Consider the following 19,865-nt stretch of genomic DNA (forward strand, 5'->3'; position numbering starts at 1 on the left):
CTAACAATTTCAAAAACCCGCCCTCACCCAACAAACAATATTAATGTACATTCAGATTTACGGTGGGGCGGGGGCGGGTTTATATTAATTGTCGGTGATTATTATGTATGGTTGGCGAACCCGCCCCTACAAATAAAATGTAGGTTGAAATTACAATTTCAATCAACCGATAGATAATGTAGAGTGCGTCGCACTCGACAATCTGCAATTAAAATCAAAAATATAGCAGCGACGCACCCTACCAGATAAAAAAGATTAATTTGCGATTGCTTCCAAGAATTTCTCAGCATTCTTCACGCTTTCAATATCATAAATATCCCGGTTGTAACAAACAATTTGTGCTACCAACTTTTCATGATGTTGCTGAGCTTTTTCCAACATAGAACCCTGGGAACGCCGATAATTGACAACTACTTCTTTCGTTCCGAAAAATGGGATATTATGTCTGTGACAATTGACCCAAAATTCCCAATCTTCGTAACCTTCTTTCATCCCAATTTTATAACCTGCCACTAAATCCAAAATAGATTTGTGATACAGTGAAGACGGGTGAATCATGTTAGAGTGCTTGATGTTTTCCGGCGAATACAAATCGCTACTCGGTACTATGCGATTTTCTGTGCCAAACATTTGATAAGAACCAAATGCTACACAAGGTACATGAGATTTTAAGCATATTTCTAAAAGACTATTCAAGGCATTTTCAGCTAAAATATCGTCAGCATCCAAAGGCATAATGTATTCACCATTTGCTGCTGCTATTCCAGCATTTCTTGCCAGAGACAGCCCTTGATTTGTTTGTTCTACCAGCCTGATTTTATGCTGGGGATTTGCTGCTATTAAATTTTTGGCAACTGTGCTTGTAGTATCTAAGCTGCCATCATTGACAATGATAATTTCCAAATTTTTGTAAGTTTGCTTAATTGCGCTAGTTACCGCTTGTGGCAAAAAGTGAGATTGATTGTAGCAGGGAACAATCACAGATACCAAAGGTCGATTTTCCAATTGCTGGGATGCAGAAATTTGCCTGAAACTTTCTGTTTGGGCTGACTTTTGAGCAGCTTGCAAGCTATAAAAATAAATCTTGGGATGTACAATCGCTAATTGATTCAAATCCGTGTTTTGATATTCACTTTCTAACATTGGATATCTCGATAAATATTCTTGTTTAACAAAAATAAATATATTCTGAGCGTACCAAGGCTCTACTTTGTCATTGTTCCATATTTTTCTCCTCAAGCAATCCACGACTGCAAAACCTTTTGTATGAAAATAATTTACCCAATATTGCGGCCACTGTTCGTTAACGTGTTCGACGCCTCCTTGAAACGGTATCGCAGCCGAAAACAAAATTACTGGTGCTAGTTTAGTGAGAGAATTAACAAAGGTTTCAGCACAGGTAGCTGGTAAATGTTCTGCAACTTCTAGAGAAATTGCTAAGTCAAACTTTCTTTTTAATTGCAGCGGTTGCTTTAAATCGGCGGATTGGAACTGATTTAAAGGAATTTGTAAAAGAGTGCGATCGACATAATCGCCATCTATTCCCAAACAGTCAGCAATTCCCAATTTATGAAAAGCAGCCAACCAACTTCCCGTACCGCAGCCCACATCCACTACACTTTTAGGTAAATTTGGTTGCAGCAAGTCTAACAGCAGGGGAATAATTTCTATAGCAGAACTGCGAGTTCCTTCTCCTATTAATTCGTAGAAATCTCTTGTATAAGATGACTGTTTTTGTTTATTTTTTTTACTGTATGGGGTCGAATCAATACCGTTTAAACTGCTAATTTCATAACCCTGCAAATGTGCTGGCAAATCCCAATAAATATTAGGATCGGGTTGATGTTTTACAGGCTCGACATTCCCCCGCCAAGCTGCACCCATAATTTGCATTGTTTGATATACTATCGTTTGCCAACCCTGTTGTTTCAAGTAATCTAAACCCTTAGCAACAGCCGGAGCAGCTAAATCGTGAAATAAAATTATTGCATCTTCTTCTGCCAATTTTTCGCAGGCGATCGCATCATTTAACGGCCCATCACCTTCGTGTTCTCCGTCAATAAAAATTAACGACCATTTCCGGTTCAAATCCTTTGCTAATTGCTCTACTCTTTGGGGGCTGTAACCGGGTATGAGTTCAACGGAAGTTTGCACGCCAGACGCATTGAGAGCGCCTTGAATTGAATCTATTACGCTTTGTCTAATATCATCTCTTTCTAATAGCGGATCGACGACATCTAACTCAACTCCGGCGAGTGCTAAGTGACAAGCAGACCAACCCAGCCAGCAGCCGATTTCTAAGGCTTTTTTACCTGAAAATTGCAGGGCTGTATTGTAAAGGATGTGTGCTTCGTCGCGACTGAGAAATCCGACTGAACTAGCACGGCGATCGACATACCAATTGTGCTTGATTTCCCGGCGCAGATACGGCCACGGACAAGTATTAGTATCGCCCACAATCATGTTGGGAAAGTACGCATCTGGGAGAATAATTTTTAGTTCGGGCGAGACGTAATCTCCGACAGGTAATGTATTATTTTGAATTTGAGATGGTGGTTGTACTGTCATTTTTTCTGATTTTAATTGTGGGGATACTGGCGGTTGAATCGGTTGGTAGCGGAGACTAATTTCTATTTGATTCCCGTCGGTTGTTGCTAATTTTACCAAGTCGTGCTTGTGACCTGTGATGTGCAGAATGCCGATCGCCCCGTGCGGCAAATACGGCTCCACAAAACAGCGTCGCTGCTTGTCCCAGACGGGCAAACCGAAGTTGCAGCTCCAATTGCACCCAGCCGGCAGCATCTCTGTGCGATCGAACATTTCAGTACCGTAAACGAGCCGATTTAACGCTATTTGGTCAGTCATCAAAGAAACGTGCCGCTGCAATCCCTCATCCAGATATTCCGCCCAAAGTTCCCAATGCGGCGCATCTTTGTGCAGCGCAAAGATACCTGCATTGATAGTTGGATAGCTGTGCAACTGTTTGGCAACTTCTTCCCCAAAAGCTGCTTGATAATCGCGATAAACAAATTCCCAGTACCAAGGCAATTTGCCATAAGCTAAATAATAGCCTCTATCTAATTCTGGAACAACTGCTAAACCCCGTTTTGCCGCGCCTTTTACGAATAATTCCATAGCTTGCCAATCCTGCACCCAAGCATCAGCATCTATCCACAGGTAGATGTCGAAATTCGGGAAGTAACGGCGCAGAAACGGACGAGCTAAAAGTCCTTTGAGATAGTGAGGTGCTTCATTTTTGCCGGGAAAGTTGAACTCCCAATCGGGTTTTTGAATAATATTAACTTGTGTTTCCAGCCACTCCAATTGTTCGGGAGTGCAGCCTAGATCGAAAAAGCCGATCGCCACATTAGCGCCCTCTGGTTTTTCCCGCACCGATAAAATAGTGCCTCGCACCAGTTCAAAGTAATTTGCATCGGCGGCCGTGATGGTGATAATCTGCATAAATATAGGATTTTTGGTTAAGGATTGGGGATTGGGGATTGGGGATTGGCCAAACAGGGCATTGGCCAAACAGGGCATTGGGCGGAGCGAAGCGGAGGGATTGGGCATTAGTATTTGTTATTTCATAATTGCTCATTCTTCCTTCTTCCTTCTTCCTTCTTCCTTCTTCCTTCTTCCTTCTTCCTTAAATTATACTATCGAGGATGACTTATGAAAAACTCAAAAGGAAAAGTTTATCTAGTCGGTGGGGGGCCCGGAGATTGTAACTTGATGACAGTGCGATCGCAAAAACTGCTCTCCCAAGCCGAAGTCTTAATCTACGACGCACTCATCGACATCCCGCAACTCGCATTAATTCCAGTCACTTGTCAGAAAATAGAAGTAGGGAAACGCGGTGGCAAACCTTCCACCCAGCAGCAAGAAATTAACCGTTTGCTGGTAGAACATTGCCAACTTGGCAAACAAGTAGTGAGACTTAAAAGTGGCGATCCATTTATTTTTGGTCGCTCCAGTTCCGAGATTCAAGCATTAATTATAGCAGGCTGCGAATTTGAAGTTGTGCCGGGAATCTCGTCAGCATTTGCGGCACCTTTACTAGCAGGAATTCCCCTCACAGATCCGGTGATGAGCCGCTGTTTTGCAGTGATGAGCGCCCACGAACCGGATGCGCTGGAATGGGAAGCTTTAGTGCGGATAGAAACTCTGGTAATCTTGATGGGAGGGCGCAATTTAAGCGAGATAGTCTGGCAATTACAAAAACACGGACGATCGCCCGAAACTGCGATCGCCATTATCCGAGATTGCGGCCGCCCCGAACAGCAAATCTGGATCGGCACGCTCTCCGACATTGTACAACAAACAACAGGTGAATCTCTATCGCCTTGCGTCATCGTCATTGGGGAAGTAGTTAGATTGCGCGAATTTTTAATCTGGCCAGAAAGCACAAACATGAGCCATACACCTGTCACCGCTAACCACAGCCAACCGCTAGCCGGAAAAACGATTTTAGTCACCCGCGCGGCCTCCCAGTCTGGTCAATTTAGCGATCGACTCCAGCAACTGGGTGCCCGCGCGATCGAAATGCCAGCCTTAGTAATTGGTGCGCCTTCAAGTTGGGAACCGTTGGATAGCGCGATCGGGCAAATGTCAAGCTTTCACTGGTTAATCCTCACTTCCCACAACGCCGTAGACTGGTTTTTTCAACGATTGCAAGCAAAAGGCAAAGACGCGCGGAGCTTGTTTGGCATTAAAATAGCAGTAGTTGGGAAAAAGACAGCAGAAAGTTTGCGATCGCACTCACTACAACCCGACTTTATTCCACCCAACTTTGTCGCCGATTCCCTAGTCGAAAACTTCCCCGACAATTTGCAAAACTGCAAAATCTTATTTCCCAGAGTAGAAAGTGGGGGAAGAGAAGTTTTAGTCAAAGAATTCACCGCCAAAGGAGCGCAAGTAATCGAAGTACCAGCGTACCAATCTTGCTGTCCCGAAACAATCGATCCGATCGCCCTAGCCGCACTCCAGAATCAAGCCGTAGATATCATAACCTTTGCCAGTTCCAAAACCGTACATAACTTTTGCCACCTCCTCGAAACAACTCCCGAATTCTCCTTATCTCAGGATTGGCTAGAAAAAGTTTGTATCGCATCCATCGGCCCGGAAACCTCCAAAAGCTGCCAGAATTTATTGGGCAAGTTAGACGTAGAAGCGACAGAATATACATTAGATGGGTTGACTGAGGCGATCGTCCAATGGGCCACAAAACATCAAATTACATAGTTGCACCCGAAGCGGTACGTAGTTGCGCTTGAGCGCTCTTGAAGGTACGTAGTTGCGCTTGAGCGCTCTTGAAGGTACGTAGTTGCGCTTGAGCGCTCTTGAAGGTACGTAGCAGCGCTCTTGAAGGTACGTAGTTGCGCTTCAGCGCTCTTTCAAAGGTACGTAGTTGCGCTTGGGCGCTCTTTCAGGGCTAAAGCCCAACAACGTACCGCTTCAACTTTTGCATCCAACAATTAGCGAACAAGCTACCACATAGCAATGAATCATCCATAGTGAGTAGGGTTCGTCAAAGGCCAAGCCTAATTTATTGTAGACATTGCAAGCCTGACATACCTTACAACTGAATGTCTAGATAGGAAATCGCGGAACAAAAAAGCGAGTAAAATTATCAGTAAATAACAAAGCCGATCGCCAATAGCGTCAAAACATTAATCAAACTAAAAACCAAAAAAGCCCAAACCACCAACCGCAGCGAACTCCCATACCAAACTACCAATTAGCAACAGCCATGAATATGAATTTTTCTCGTTATGACACCTTAACCACCTTGCTAGCAGGAACCACCGCAGCCTTAACCATAGTCATCAGCCAACCGGCGATCGCCAAAACTCCCCAAGAAGTCGCCAGCATCGCCGGGCCGCTGACAGTACAAATCAATAGTTCCCTCGGAGACGGTTCCGGGGTAATTATTGCCAAAAACGGCAAAACTTACACAGTTTTAACAGTCAATCACGTCGTAGAAAAAGCAGACGTGAAATACACCGTTCGCACGTCGGCGGGCAAAAACTATCAAGTAAGCAACGTCACCCGCTTGCAAACAGCCCCAACAGATCCGGATTTAGCAGTAGTCAAATTTGAAAGTCCCGAAGAATATCCAGTGGCGACGCTAGCCGATTCTGACAAAGCCGTCATCGGCACTCAAATCTTCGTTTACGGCTATCCCGCTACGGGCGGACTCTTTGGGGCCGAACGAGAACCAGAAATGTCTCCCGGACTCGTTACCAGCCGCCCGCGCGATCGCCGGGAAGGTTACACTTTGCGGTATCAAGCCGTCACTTGGAGTGGCATGAGTGGCGGGCCAGTTTTCGACTCTGAAGCCCGAGTCATCGGTTTGCACGGACAAGGGGAATTCGGTTTTGCCCAAATCAGTAACGGGGAAGTCGCCCCAATTAAAACAGGATTTAATGCAGCAGTTCCCATTAATACTTTTATCGCCAAACTGGTGGCGGCGGGAATCAACAAATCCGAGTTGAAAGTAGACAATACTCCCACAACTATCGGCCCGGTATCCACCGTTAACCCAAAAGATGCCCAAGCCTATTATTTTCGAGGGCTTTCGCGCTTAGATCAGGGAGAGGCTTGGGAGGCGATCGCCGATTTCAACAAAGCACTCACTTTCAATCCTAAATACAGCCCAGAATTGCATTTTAATATCGGCAATGCCCGCACTTTCATTACTGCCGGCTTGCCACAACCCGACCCCACCCGCGGTGGAACCGCTATTCAAGCATACACGAGTGCGATCGCAGCCAATCCCGGTTTTGCCGACGCCTACTACAACCGAGCTTTAGCTTACCTGACAGAAGACAAAGCCAAAGCAATTGCCGACTTTCAAAAAGCAGCGGAACTTTACAAGCAAGGCGGCAGAACAACTGCATATCAAGATGCCCTCAAGCGCATCCAACAATTGCAGTAGAATTAGAAGTTAAGAATTAAAAATTAAGAATTAAAAATGAATCATCCCATTTTTAGTTCTTAATCTAGTTCATATACACAGCAGGTAAATAATCATGACTGCTATCACCTTAAATCTCAATTCCATTGTCAAACTAACTTCCGAACAGTTCTACCAACTGTGCGAAGAACACCCAGAATTGAAACTAGAACGCAACGCCAACGGAGAATTAATTGTCATGCCGCCAACCGGAGGAGAAACAGGGAAACGCAACTCAACAGCGAATGCTCAAATCTGGACGTGGAACGATCGAACCGAACTCGGAGAAGTGTTTGATTCCTCCACAGGGTTTACTCTGCCCAGTAAAGCCGATCGCTCTCCCGATGTCTCCTGGGTCGAAAAATCGCGGTGGGAAGCTTTGACACCCGAACAAAGAGACAAATTTATCCCCCTCTGTCCTGATTTTGTCATCGAGTTTCTTTCTCCGAGTGACAGCTTGAACAAGACGCAGGCAAAAATGCAAGAATATATGGAAAATGGCTGCCGTTTGGGTTGGCTGATTAACCGCAAAAAACGAGAAGTAGAAATTTATCGCCCCGGTCAACCAGTTGAAGTTTTACAATCTCCTCTCACCCTTTCTGGGGAAGAGGTTTTGCCGGGATTTGTTCTGAATCTACAAAAAATTTGGAATTAGTAAGATTAAACTATAACTTCGCCTATCTTCGGTTCGTAGTGAGGACTTTAGTCCTCATAAAAAGAAGGACTGAAGTCCTCACTACGAACCAATTTGGTTGTAGAGGAATTTGATAAAATTGTAAATATCTATAAAATAAAGGCTAGGAAATTATGGTTCAAACTATTCAAGCTAAAAATGTCACGCTAGAAGAATTAAAAACACTTTTTAACCTGCAACTTGTCACAGACGACCAATTTTTCCCGGAATGGCAAGAGGAGTTACCAGAAATCACAGAGTTTCAGAAACGACAGCTAGATCAGATTAAAGCGGGTTACTTCAACTTGCTAGAGTATCCGCCGATGCTGGAAAAAACCATCAGTTTGTCGATCGTCTCTCCACTACTGTTCACCGGCGAGTTTTACCTGCACCCATTTTACATTAAACCGGAAAAATCCGTCGAAATTTCCGAAGAAGATGAAGGCGTGATTATTAAAGGCAGCCTCGACACTTTAGTTTTAAAAGACCAATTGTGGCTGATGGTAATCGAATCGAAACGAGTTTCGTTTTCCATTGAAGCGGGGCTGGCGCAAATCTTAGCTTATATGCTGGCCAATCCCAATCGCGATCGCCCGAGTTACGGCATGATTGCTACAGGAGGCAGTTTCATCTTTGTCAAGTTGCTCAACGGAGAATCACCGCGATATGCCACATCTGATTTATTTGGAATTAGCAATCGCACCAATAATCTACACGATGTACTCCGCATCCTCAAACGCTTGAGTCAGATAGCAGGTAACAATTAGTGATGAGTCATATCATATCATGCCCGGTCGATTAGCATCACAAAAAAGGTTCGTAGTACGTCCTGGCGTCCGCTGTTTAAAAAATGCTTTTTGCAAAACGGAGATGCTCCCGATCGTACCATTGTGGTAAGGAATGAGAATTAAATAACTTACAATTTTAATTATTGTGGGATGGGCGTCCCGCCCGTCTATAAAGCAATACGGTTCACTTAAGACAGATCCCCCCTAACCCCCCTTGGGAAGGGGGGGACAAGAAGCTCTTAAAGTCCCCCTTCTTAAGGGGGATTTAGGGGATCTCCGGGCATAAATAGTGTTAAGTAAACCGTATTGGTCTATAAAGGACGGGCGGGACGCCCATCCCACTTTTAAGAGTGTAAGTTATTAAATTTTCGTTCCTAAGGTGCGTCGCCAGCAAAATTGTCGATATGTAGATAGGGATTTTTCGTGGCGACGCACCCTACGCCTTCTTCCTTCTTCCTTCTTCCTTCTTCCTTCTTCCTTCTTCCTTCTTCCTTCTTCCTTCTTCCTTCTTCCTTCTTCCTTCTTCCTTCTTCCTTCTTCCTTCCTTCTTCCTTCTTCCTTCTTCCTTCTTCCTTCTTCCTTCTTCCTTCTTCCTTCTTCCTTCTTCCTTCTTCCTTCTTCCTTCTTCCTTCTTCCCTCTTCCTTCTTCCCTCTTCCTTCAAAATTACCAAGGCGAACCAATCATTGTAAAAGCGGCCCAATAATACGGATGCGACAAATTTCGATCGCCCCTAGCCGTCAATTCCGCAGGCAAAGGCAGAGCTTGATTGTTGCCCGATCGCACCAAATAACCATCCTGCAACCGCACTTCCCCGCGCAACATCGCCAACTGCGCTTGCCGCAAAGCCTCAGCCTTAATCGGCGCCGTCCGCAACTGCTGGTAAAACTCGGTCATCAACCCCAAAGTTCCAGCATCTGACACATACCACAAACTCGCCAAAGCCGATTTTACCCCCGCGTGTACCGCCAATCCCGCAAACCCCAACTCAGCCTGTTCGTCTCCCACCGCCGTAGTGCACGCACTCAAAACCAACAACTCCACCTGCGGGTTAGATAACTTCAACTCTTCCAACTGATTTAACCGCAATTTAGTATCCCAAAACTGAATGTAAGAATTTTCTGCACCACCAGGCTGAAAATCGCCGTGAGTAGCTAAGTGAATAATTTTGTATTGGGATTGATTGCGTTTTTCCTTCAAATTTGCCAGCGTAAAACGTTCGTTGAGAAAAGACGCACCATGCCAAATCTTGCCCACAATTGTTGATATTTCGAGCGGCACCGCAGGTAAAGGATTTTGATCGTATTTTTCGGGAAATTTCGACGCACCCATCGCCAAAACTTCCGAACCCTTAACATCGGCATAGCGAGTATCAGTCAAACTCAAACTGGGAATCAGCCCCAAACTATACTTTTCTACTAAAAACTGTTTGCCGTCAAACAAAGCAGCTAAAGGCAAAGTTCGCAAACCGGCATCCATCGAAAACGCCAAGGTGTCAATTTTGTTAGCATCCAATTCCGCTTGCATCGGTGCAATTAACCACTGGTAAAGTTGCTGGGCAGGTTGCTTGTAATCAGAACCAGTCAATGTTTTGGGAGTTCTGATAGCATTAGTGAATTCCTTAGCAACTTGCAGCACTGTTTCGCGACTTGCAGGCACGCTTTTAAACACATTTTTGCCGTCTGGCAATAACAACACAAGTTCTAAATTCTTGTCTTTCACCCAGACGTAAACGATCGCCGGTTTAACTCCCGTCAAGCGATTGACGCTGCTGAGAGTATCTCGGATACTTTGCTGCGTGATTGACTTTCGATCGAGATTTCCGCCAAAGTAACGTTCAAATTCCCGCCCCTGATCTCTATCCCTTTGCTGCACTGCGTCGATCGGACTTATTTGCGCGATCGAAGTCGATCGAGAAATCTCAGGCAGCCTCAAACTCGCGATACTGTCTGTATTGCCACTTCCAGGTTTTTGTGCAGTTGCTCCACCGCCGTTTTCTGTCGCACTAGACGCACCCACATTGTTTTTTAACACCGACTGCGACAGCAAAACAGAGCCGGCAGCAGTCTCGTTCGACCGTTCCTCAACAGGCACAGTAGCAGACCCTGAGGGTACATTTGCGGTACCGCTCTTGGGCGAAGACACGCTCGGAGTCTGAGTGACAATTTGTGGAGAATTGCCTGTATTTTTTAATCCCACAGTGGTAGTTGGTGCTGGACTCGGCAGGCTCAACAGGGGCGCGGTAGCAGTAGTTGAGGAGGTAGCGTTCGACTTCGAGTTTCCTGTCCCAACAGTCGTGGTTGTGCAGTTTCCCGACGGGCAAGTGCTTTGCAACAGCGTCAGCGAACCCGATCGCACCTGTCCGTCTGTAGAAATGCTAACGCTGGCGCGATCGCTCGTCGTTTCGCTTCCAGCAGCCCGGAACAATCCCCCAGCCTGGATTGCCACATCGCCGCCCGTATTTCCATTAGCTTTGATGGAAACAACTTCAACATCTTTCTGCCCGGTAATCTTGCTCGAACCGGCACTTCCCGACTGCGAACTAGAATTGATCACCCCTGTCACGATCCGGCCCGGCGCCACGATCGAGATATCTCCGCCACTTGAGGCACCGAAAGCATTGACATTGCCCACGACTACCGAGCCCGCGCTGCGGATGTTGATATTGCCCGCCGTCCCATTTGCCGATCGAGAGGAAACCGTACCAGCAGTCACATTACCTTGACTGCTAGTGATATTAATCCCTGCATTCGAGGTAACGTCTCCCACTGCCACACTACCGCCCATCAGAGCGATGCTAGCGTTATCAGTTCCCACGATCGCACCAGTTCCCACGATCGCACCAGATCCCAAGGGCGATCGAATCGTCGTCGGATCTTGAAATGTCACCGCCGGCGTTGAATTGGGCGTTGTGGTTGCTGGAGTAATCGCGATCGAGCCGCTACCGTCAGCACGCCCGATCGCGATTGAAGCAAACCCGTTTCGCAGCGAGTTGAATTCCGCAGCAGTCAAGTTCAAAGCCTCAGTCTCAGCAGCACCGGCGATCGTCATATTTTGAGCCGGATCGATTGGTTGCAGCACCAGATTGCCGTTGCTGGCGATCGAATTGTTGCCGCCCGTCAAGTCAATTTCGTTGCCTGTCAGAGTAATATTTCCACCTGTTTCCGAGCCGCCAGCTTCGATCGCGCTAACAGTTACTCCGCCGCGGCCAGTCAGCGTCACATTCCCCGCGCGATCGCCCCTAGTGTCGATCGCGCCAGCAGTCACCGTACCCTCGGCGGTAACGCTCACATCTCCCCCCGACGTGCGCGGCACTTTCGCAGAATTGACATTCGTGTTGATGCTGGGGGGACTTCCTGTGCGTAGCGCAGCCGTAGTCACATTGCCGGTTGTGCTATTGATGCGAATTTCCTGATTGTTGGTAGTGATATTTCCGATGCGGATATTGCCCTCAGCTTTCAGAGTAATTGAGGCATTGTCTGCCCCTGTCAGGGAACTTGTGCTCGTAATTGTTCCCAAACCCGTCGGCGATTGAATAATTAGCGGATCGTAAAATGTGAAATTATTAGCAATCAGAATCGAACCGCTACCGTTGCTGCGGCCGATCGTAATTCCAGCAAACCCATTTTGCAAATTTTCGAGCTCGCTTGCTGTCAGATTCAAATAAGTATTAGTCCCGACATCTCCAGAACCAGCGATCGCAATATTTTGACCGAGATTCCAAGGTTGGAGTACCAAAAAGCCCGTCCCGCTGACCGAATTTTTGTCCCCTTTCAAATTAATTTCATTACCAGTTAAAGTAATGTTTCCCGAACCACCGGCGATCGAACTAACTCCCAGAATATTCCGAGCCGTCAAAGTTACATTTGCCGACGATTTAGAACCGCTAGCATCAAGTTTTTGGGCTGTGACGTTCAGGCCTTCGAGCAAAATATTGCCACTTGTGCCGCCGCTGGAATTCGATGCCGAAACATTGGCTGCAACGGTTGTCCCCGGACTAATTAAACTAATATTTCCGCCGTTGCTGGACAAATTGCCCGCAGTAATTTGACTTCCCTCCAGGGCGATCGCGCCTCCGCGAGTGCTAATTGTATCTCCAGCATTCATCGAAAAAACACCCGCACCATTGCGATCGGCATCTGCTCTCAATGTCACGGATCCAGTAGTTGCGGCAAAGCTCAACTTATTATCCGCCAAATCAGCAATTTTAATATCATTCAGGGCTTCCAGAACCACATTGGTTGTCCCCGAGATACTTTCCAAAGCTCTTCTTGAAATAGTCAGCGAAGAATCGTCCTGGTTTTGCTGCCCTGGTGAAGGCGTTTGTGTTGCCAAAATATTACTGTTAGCAATAACTGCCGCATCCCCCGCAGCTTCTGAGGAATCTGTAATTAAAATATTTTCAGGATCGAACAGCAAAGTCCCCAAACCGTTTGTCCCGGAAGTATCGACAGTGCCGTTAAACATCAATCTTTGCTTCCCCGAAATTTCCACAAACCCGCCAACACCGCTGCTGTTCGATTCAGAAACGCCCGTTGCGCTGATGCGGCCCAAAAATGCTGTTGTGTTGTCCGCCCAGACAAAAACTCTGCCGCCGTTACCCGATCGAGTGGCGTTGGCTGCGATCGAACTTTTGCCATCCACGTAAGTCATTCTGGCATTCGGCACAGTTCCCTCGCCTCGGTAATCTCCCCCGATCCGCACCGTTCCCCCGCCGTCGGGCCCAGAAGCCTCAATCTTCGCGGACAACAGCCCTACCTTGTCGCCCAACACGTTGACAGTACCTCCCGCGCCCCCCCTGGCAGACACGTCCGCAGCACCCGATACCAAAGCAGTTCCAGCACCTGCCGCTACTGTTTGGCCGCCCGTAAGTACGACTTCACCGCGATCGTTCGTAGTTATACCAGTAGCGCTAGCCACGCCGGAACCCGAGAGTAGCTTTGGCAAACTCAGAGGAGAAAACGGCAGAGCTTCCGAACCAGCCACTCCCGCAGCCGGAGCAACTTCTAAACTCAGCAAAAGTCCGTTTTGACTCAACCGCACCAGATTTTGGCCCGGGACAGCCGCCACCGTAATTTGACCGCCTGGCGCTGAAAGTCTCCCCGTACTGATGACAGTACCGCCCAGCAAAGTCAAACTCTGCCCGTTTTCCACAGCCAAGTCACCGGCATTGACAATACTCCCCGGCTGTGCGCCAAAAGCAAAAGTATTCGGTGCTCCCACTAGGCCCGCGTAGTTATTCGCCCCCGTACCGTTGAACCAGCCGCTGTCAAAACCGATACTGCTAGCGGTGGTAGCCACAAAAGACCCGGGCACGTCGAGTCGCGCATTACTGCCAAAAATAATCCCTGCCGGGTTCATTAGGTACAAGTTAGAATTGCCACCAGTAACTCGAATTAAACCGTTAATTAAGGAAGCGTCGCCGCCGACAACGCGGCCGAGGATATTTTTAATGTTTGGGTTGGAGATGAAATTGGCAGTTTCGCCAGAATTTAAACCAAATCGAGTAAAACTGTGGAACAGATTTGCTCCGTCTCTGGAACTTGTGCCACCTGTAATATCGTAGCGAGAGGGCGACGCACCGGGCGTGGTGATGGTGGTTCCGGTGCCGTCTGGGGCTGCCATAATTGGCTCGGCCGCAGCAATTTGAGATTGGCGATAAATTGCCACAATCACCCATCCGCTGCTATCTTCTTTGAAGAAAACCAGGTTGGGGAAAAAATCTAATATCAAAAATCCAGCCAGGGGAATTGCTGCCAGAATCGATCGCACAGCAGATTGAGCTTTCATAAAATTTGCCTCGATCTAGACCTGAATTCAAGTTTTAAATGGAGATTTTAGGTAAAAAACAGTCTATCGCACCCTCATGCTGACCATTCCTAAGGCTAACTCTCGATCGCCAATTCCCAATTTCAAGTCTAATTTTAATTGTGTCACCAACATAGCAAATACGGACAGTAAGTGTCGAAACACCGTTGAGTTTAAACAGAGAAAATTATGAGCGATCGAATTGTCCGCACGATCGGCTTAACTGGGGGCATCGCCACCGGGAAAACCGCTATATCTAATTATCTGACAGATACCTATGGATTTCCGATTTTAGATGCCGATATTTACGCCCGCGAAGCTGTGCACCCAGGTTCGCCAATACTAGACTCTATTGTAGAACGATACGGCGCCGTTATTTTGCTCCCCGACGGCAATTTAAACCGCCCCGAGTTAGGAAATATTATTTTTTGTAACGCAGCCGAACGGCAGTGGTTAGATCAACAGATTCACCCTTATGTGCGCCGCCGGTTAGTGGAGGAAACTCAAAGCTACATTGCTGCCTTAAATCTGGTATCCCCAGACACAGATGAATTAGGTACAAAAACTCAAGAAAGCGGGTTTTGGGAAGGCGATCGAGAATTAGAACCAAGTGTGGTTGAAAAAAAACCAGGTTTCGGCGCCCAGACTGACAGGTTGACTTTGGTATTGGTAGTGCCGCTGCTGTTTGAAGCTAACATGACTGACTTGTGTACCGAAATTTGGGTGGTGTACTGTTCGCCCGAAGTGCAGTTACAACGGCTGATGCACCGAGACGGCTTGAGTTGCGATCGAGCTAATGCACGGATTAACGCCCAGATGCCGCTAGCTAACAAGTGCCAACAAGCTGATGTTGTTTTGGATAACTCGTCAACCCTCGACTCTCTATTCCTATACATAGATTCGCAAATCAGATCGTAGCCTATGTTACGCGCGACATTCTGATGTGGCATTAGCTTGTCTTCGATCCGAAGCTGCATCTCGATATCAATAAATTATGAAGTTAATCTGAAAACTCGTAAATATCTACAATTTCAGGAATCTGATTCAACAACATATAAATATATAGAGTGCCCAAGCCGCGCCCAGGATACTGTGTTTTTGTGTCTTTAATCCGAGGCTGCATCTCCATATCAATAAATTATGAAGTTAATCTGAAGACTCGTAAATATTTATAACTTACGGTTTCGTTTCCTGGTTGCAAGAGTGTCGCAAAAAGATGGGAAGCCTTGACTGCTGGTGGTTTTCGGCAATTAGTAGGTAACTTGAACTTACAACTGAAACAGTGAGAGAAACGAGGGGTTTTACCCCGTTTGACTAAAATTCAAAAAAATGTATGGGTCATCAATTACCAATTGATGATTTCGCGGCAATTCAATTTTTTTTTTACCTGTTTTTGCCCTGATAGCAGAGTACAGGCTGCGTATCAAGAAATAGAAAATACGACACGGAACTCTATGATGCGCCTTTACTCTTCCATGCTGATGTCAACCCTGCTACTGAGTAGCACAGCAGTTAACGCTCAAAGCTTAGAAACCCGATCGACCTTTTTCTCTCAAGACAAACCTGCTCCCGAAATTATGACCGTCCAAGCCAACGCTCAGATATTTTACGCAGATAACGATAAAGATACCTTGCCCGAACGAGGCAGCGGGAGATAAACCCAAACAATGGATGTTTTTGCTAAACAAAGCAAAATAAATCGGCCGATTACTTTGAGTATTTTTCCCTACTCTGTCGAGGGAGATAAATAAGTAATGAGGGCATTCTTAAACGAAGAGTTAAACGCAATTACTTCCAGATTGGCTGAAGCGATGTTGGATCGGGGAGCAAAAATCTCTGAAAAAAAAACACAACACAATGAATACTACCATCAAGTTAATTTGTTTGAGTACGCTATTAGTTAGCGCTCTTGTGATTCCTCAAAAACTAGCAAACTTTTCAATTGCAGAACATCAGTTCAATAAATCGCAACAACTGCTATTAGCAGCTAAAGATACCAAAAACGATGCACAAAGGTGTAGAACCTCGCCGTCTCCGGGATGTTCTCGCCGAGACTCGCACGCGATCGCAGAAACCAGACTTTTTGAGTCTTGAGACTTTCTCGACTGATGCTGATACCGTCAGTCAACCCAATCAAAATCAAAAATGGTACGATCGATTCATATCAAATCCGGTAGCATCGTCCTGTATTCAGATCTCTATTCTCTCCCTCTGTGTCCTCTGTGTTCTCTGCGGTTAAATAATTTCCATGCAACCAGACATGATATCACCCTAAAATTTCAGGTTTGAGAGCAAAAAATAGGTAAAGCGCTAGTAGGAATCTGGCGCTTTACCTAGTAGATATTCCACGGTTTAGAAGCTCTACTCTTCCGCAGCTTCGCCGCCAACCACGACATCCCGGATCCGCAAACTCGGGCCGCCGCAGCCCACGGGTAAACCGCTTTGTCCTCCCTTCCCGCAGCCGCCGGATTCATCCCAGTAGAAATCGTCGCCGATCGCCTCAATATCCGCTAAAGTGCTGAAAACATTACCCGAAAGAGTTACATCCCGCACCGGATTGTCGAGTTTGCCATCGCGAATCATCCAAGCTTCGCCGGCGCTGAAAGTAAACATTTCGCCGTTAGTCATGCCGCCTTGCCAATTGCGCGCGAAAACACCCTCTTTGATACCAGAAAATAAATCCGCAACCGGCGTATCGCCCCGTTCGATCCAAGTATTCGTCATGCGGACGATCGGCGGATAGTGATAATTTAAACAGCGAGCATTGCCCGTAGGCGTTTCTCCCAACTTACCCGCAGTTTCCCGCGAGTGCAGCCGCCCAACTAAAGCGCCGTCTTTAATTAACTGAGTCGTAGTCGCCGGAGTCCCTTCATCGTCATAGAAATAGCTGCCCCGGTGTCCCTGTGGCGCAGCACCGTCGAAAATTTGCAAGTTTTTCGGGCCGAACTGGCGGCCGAGGGTCATAATTTCCAAGATGTCGGGATTTTCGTAGGCCATGTCAGCTTCTGAAAGGTGTCCGAAGGCTTCGTGGACGAACAATCCGCTAAGTATTGGGTCGATGACGACGGTGTAGGTGTTGCCTTGGACGGGGGGCAAGGCTAGGGAGTCTACCGCGCGCTGGGCGGCACTGCGAACTTGGGTATCAAGTTCGGTTAAATCTTCGTAAGCTTTCCGCGAACCAGTGGTTTCGCGGCCGGTTTGTACGGTTTCCCCGCTGCGGGCTGTGGCGGCAAACCGCATTTCCATGTCTGCCCAACCTTGTTCGAGCATCGTGCCTTCGGAGGTGGCGAGGATCGTGCGCTGGGTGCTGTCGCCGTAACGCACGGAGATGGTGGCGATGCGGGGGTCTATGCTGCGTAGGATGGCTGCGTAGCGATCGCACAATTGCTTTTTCTCAATTAGCGGCACCAGACGGGGGTCTGTTCCTGTCAAAGGCAGGAAGCAAATGTCTTGTACTGGCGTAACTGGCGCGAGAATCGTTTCTTCTTCGCCGATCAGTTTGGCTGCGGCGATGGCTTCTTCGATTCTTTCGGCGAGGGTGGAAAGTCGGTTAAAACTGGCAAAGCCCCAGCCGCCTTTGTGACAAGCTCGGACTTGGCCGCCAATTGAGACTCCTTCGCTGAGGGTTTCAATTTTTTCGCCCCGCAGCAGGATGTCTGTGCCTTCGGCTTCTTCGAGTCGAATTGCTAGATAATCTACTTGGTTGCGGTAGCGTGCCATTAACTCTGACAACAGATTTTTCGAGTCGGCGATCGAGGTGGGCATAAGGAAAGCACGGTGTTTAACTGCATCCATTTTGCACTTTTGCCGGGGCGATCGGGTGGGTTCGTCAAAAATATCGCCCGCAGCGCGGAGATTGCGACTTAATTTGTACGGTTCTGCCAATAACGATAGTTGACAAATGTGGATATCCTGTGAGTTAGGAGCAAAGCGCAAGAAATTATGCGGGATTTTTGGGTTCTGCTGGTGCTTGAATTTTTACTCCTGAACATTCCTATAAATAAATACTTCATCCTTCATACCTGGTGAAGGTGGGTTTATACCTACTGTGAATACTTACTTTTTACCGACAATCAGCGAGATTTTAGCCTCCGAGGCCTTAGAAAATGACCTCAGTCTGTTTGATGTGAAGTTGGCTGGAGAAAACAACCGCCCGAAGTGTCCTGGGAGTCGTGCGGCTTCCCGGCCCAAAGCTGAACAGGAATGGTACGGGGCGATCGCAACTTTGAATCAAATGCTCGCGAAGCAAACACACTGTCTCTCCCCATCCCCCATCCCCAATTCCTGTCAGGGATTGATTTTGTCGGGCCCATCTTCGGTTTTGACTGAGCCGGTGGTGGCTTCGGGCTTTGCTAATTGGATTTTTACCAGTATTCCTGACAACGATGCAGCTTTGTGGTCTTTTCGTGCTAGACAAACTTTAGCTTTGCTACCGGCCGCTGACAAGCAAAGATCCGTGCCTGCGACGGCCCCGACTTTGGCTTTGGCGATCGGCGATCCTTTGGCGAACGAACAATTTTGTCTGGTTTTAACGGCTAGTTTTAGTCTGGTGATGGTTTTGGGTGAAAATGCTGCGGGAATGCCGGCTTTTCTATTTTCCTTCGACCCCCAAGTCGTCGCCAAAGCTTGGGAAGTTTTGCGGCGCCGCGTAACTGAAAGTGAATGTTTGCTTGCTAATTCTGACGGTCGATTCAATTTGCGATCGCACCAATTAACTCCTAATTCTACTCACGATTCTACTCATAAATTAGATGCGCTATTCCAGCAGTTTTTGCCTGTTGCTCCCAAATATCAAACAGTCGCGCTGTTCACCAGCTTGTTGTTAAATAATTTGCCTGTTGGGAAAGAGGAAGCAGGCAGGCTCAAGGATGAAAGAGTTGAGGATAGCCTGAAAGGTAGGCAAGATATCAAGTGCAAGTCTGCAATTCCTCACGCTACTAAAGAGGTGGAGTTGCTACAGGCGATCGCCCACGAAGTCCGCACTCCTTTGGCCACCATCCGCACCCTGACTCGGTTGCTGCTGAAACGCCCCAAACTCGATCCAGTGGTGGTGAAGCGTTTGGAAACCATCGATGCTGAGTGTACCGCTCAGATCGATCGCTTCGGTTTAATTTTCCGCGCCGTGGAAATGGAAATGTCGCAAGCTAAAAATTCCGCATTGCAGCTAACAGCCATGTCCCTCGGTGAAGTGCTCCAAAATAGCATTCCTCGCTGGCAAAAACAAGCGATTCAGCGCAACCACACTTTAGAAGTGATTGTGCCCCAAAAATTGCCGGCGGTAGTCAGCGATCCGACGATGTTGGATCAGGTGTTAACTAATTTGATTGAGAATTTTACTCGAACTTTGCGATCGGGAAGTCGCATTCAGGTAGAGGTGACGTTGGCTGGGAGTCAATTAAAATTGCAGTTAGAATCGGAACACTTACCTGAAGGTAACGGCGTATCGACTTTTGGAGGATCGGCGAATGCTCCTTTGCGATCGATCGGGCCTTTGCTCATGGTACAGCCGGAGACAGGAAGTTTGAGCTTAAATTTGAGCGTCACTAAGAATTTATTTCGCGCTGCTGGCGGCAAGCTGGTAATTCGCCAGCGCCCCCAAAAGGGTGAGGTGATGACCGTATTTTTGCCGCTGCAATAGTTACA

General features: G+C 47.2%; 12 protein-coding genes. 8 read left to right on the forward strand and 4 right to left on the reverse strand.

Annotated elements, in window-relative coordinates:
* Positions 1-255: 255 nt before the first annotated feature.
* Positions 256-3,570 (reverse strand): glycosyltransferase, encoded by a 3,315-nt coding sequence (locus JGK36_RS26495; protein WP_293198613.1) that lies wholly within the window; start codon positions 3,568-3,570, stop codon positions 256-258.
* 102 nt (positions 3,571-3,672) lie between these two features.
* On the opposite strand from JGK36_RS26495, the gene cobA reads away from it, so the two are divergent.
* The 4 genes from cobA to JGK36_RS26515 all read left to right on the forward strand — a co-directional run bounded on the left by cobA (position 3,673) and on the right by JGK36_RS26515 (position 8,395).
* Positions 3,673-5,241, forward strand: a complete 1,569-nt coding sequence (cobA, locus tag JGK36_RS26500; RefSeq protein WP_293193335.1) for a uroporphyrinogen-III C-methyltransferase — start codon at positions 3,673-3,675, stop codon at positions 5,239-5,241.
* 508 nt (positions 5,242-5,749) lie between these two features.
* Positions 5,750-6,937, forward strand: coding sequence for a tetratricopeptide repeat-containing serine protease family protein (locus tag JGK36_RS26505; protein WP_293185746.1), 1,188 nt, complete (start codon positions 5,750-5,752; stop codon positions 6,935-6,937).
* 94 nt (positions 6,938-7,031) lie between these two features.
* Positions 7,032-7,610: a Uma2 family endonuclease gene (locus JGK36_RS26510; protein ID WP_293185745.1), complete on the forward strand. Its 579-nt coding sequence runs from the start codon at positions 7,032-7,034 to the stop codon at positions 7,608-7,610.
* Between the two features lie 152 nt (positions 7,611-7,762).
* Positions 7,763-8,395 (forward strand): restriction endonuclease subunit R, encoded by a 633-nt coding sequence (locus JGK36_RS26515; protein WP_293198611.1) that lies wholly within the window; start codon positions 7,763-7,765, stop codon positions 8,393-8,395.
* 395 nt (positions 8,396-8,790) lie between these two features.
* On the opposite strand, the gene JGK36_RS26520 is transcribed toward JGK36_RS26515, so the two are convergent.
* Positions 8,791-9,087 carry a hypothetical protein gene (locus JGK36_RS26520; protein ID WP_293201186.1) on the reverse strand — a complete coding sequence of 99 codons (297 nt, stop codon included), beginning with the start codon at positions 9,085-9,087 and terminating at the stop codon, positions 8,791-8,793.
* Complete coding sequence (locus tag JGK36_RS26525; protein WP_293198609.1) at positions 9,081-14,204, reverse strand: CHAT domain-containing protein; 5,124 nt, start codon at positions 14,202-14,204, stop codon at positions 9,081-9,083. The genes JGK36_RS26520 and JGK36_RS26525 overlap by 7 nt, the downstream gene beginning before the upstream one ends.
* Before the next feature lie 207 nt (positions 14,205-14,411).
* Here JGK36_RS26525 and coaE point away from each other — a divergent pair, with 207 nt between their 5' ends.
* The 3 genes from coaE to JGK36_RS26540 all read left to right on the forward strand — a co-directional run bounded on the left by coaE (position 14,412) and on the right by JGK36_RS26540 (position 16,316).
* Positions 14,412-15,140, forward strand: a complete 729-nt coding sequence (coaE, locus tag JGK36_RS26530; protein ID WP_293198607.1) for a dephospho-CoA kinase — start codon at positions 14,412-14,414, stop codon at positions 15,138-15,140.
* 536 nt (positions 15,141-15,676) lie between these two features.
* Positions 15,677-15,880, forward strand: a complete 204-nt coding sequence (locus tag JGK36_RS26535) for a hypothetical protein (RefSeq protein ID WP_293185738.1) — start codon at positions 15,677-15,679, stop codon at positions 15,878-15,880.
* A 199-nt stretch (positions 15,881-16,079) separates the two neighbouring features.
* Positions 16,080-16,316, forward strand: a complete 237-nt coding sequence (locus tag JGK36_RS26540) for a hypothetical protein (RefSeq protein WP_293185737.1) — start codon at positions 16,080-16,082, stop codon at positions 16,314-16,316.
* A 267-nt stretch (positions 16,317-16,583) separates the two neighbouring features.
* Here JGK36_RS26540 and JGK36_RS26545 read toward each other — a convergent pair whose 3' ends face one another.
* On the reverse strand, positions 16,584-17,987 hold the full coding sequence (locus tag JGK36_RS26545; RefSeq protein ID WP_293193339.1) for a TldD/PmbA family protein: 1,404 nt from the start codon (positions 17,985-17,987) through the stop codon (positions 16,584-16,586).
* A 283-nt stretch (positions 17,988-18,270) separates the two neighbouring features.
* Between JGK36_RS26545 and JGK36_RS26550 the strand changes: the two genes are divergently transcribed.
* Complete coding sequence (locus tag JGK36_RS26550) at positions 18,271-19,860, forward strand: HAMP domain-containing sensor histidine kinase (protein WP_293198604.1); 1,590 nt, start codon at positions 18,271-18,273, stop codon at positions 19,858-19,860.
* Positions 19,861-19,865 lie beyond the last annotated feature (5 nt).

The sequence above is a fragment of the Microcoleus sp. PH2017_35_SFW_U_B genome, from assembly GCF_020737865.1.
Taxonomy (GTDB): domain Bacteria; phylum Cyanobacteriota; class Cyanobacteriia; order Cyanobacteriales; family Microcoleaceae; genus Microcoleus.

What these genes read in the sequence shown, in the direction of transcription:
- JGK36_RS26495 (WP_293198613.1), bottom strand. Translation starts at nt 3,570, where the DNA reads ATGCCCAATCCCTCCGCTTCGCTCCGCCCAATGCCCTGTTTGGCCAAT.
- cobA (WP_293193335.1), top strand. Translation starts at nt 3,673, where the DNA reads ATGAAAAACTCAAAAGGAAAAGTTTATCTAGTCGGTGGGGGGCCCGGA.
- JGK36_RS26505 (WP_293185746.1), top strand. Translation starts at nt 5,750, where the DNA reads ATGAATATGAATTTTTCTCGTTATGACACCTTAACCACCTTGCTAGCA.
- JGK36_RS26510 (WP_293185745.1), top strand. Translation starts at nt 7,032, where the DNA reads ATGACTGCTATCACCTTAAATCTCAATTCCATTGTCAAACTAACTTCC.
- JGK36_RS26515 (WP_293198611.1), top strand. Translation starts at nt 7,763, where the DNA reads ATGGTTCAAACTATTCAAGCTAAAAATGTCACGCTAGAAGAATTAAAA.
- JGK36_RS26525 (WP_293198609.1), bottom strand. Translation starts at nt 14,204, where the DNA reads ATGAAAGCTCAATCTGCTGTGCGATCGATTCTGGCAGCAATTCCCCTG.
- coaE (WP_293198607.1), top strand. Translation starts at nt 14,412, where the DNA reads ATGAGCGATCGAATTGTCCGCACGATCGGCTTAACTGGGGGCATCGCC.
- JGK36_RS26535 (WP_293185738.1), top strand. Translation starts at nt 15,677, where the DNA reads ATGATGCGCCTTTACTCTTCCATGCTGATGTCAACCCTGCTACTGAGT.
- JGK36_RS26540 (WP_293185737.1), top strand. Translation starts at nt 16,080, where the DNA reads ATGAATACTACCATCAAGTTAATTTGTTTGAGTACGCTATTAGTTAGC.
- JGK36_RS26545 (WP_293193339.1), bottom strand. Translation starts at nt 17,987, where the DNA reads ATGCCCACCTCGATCGCCGACTCGAAAAATCTGTTGTCAGAGTTAATG.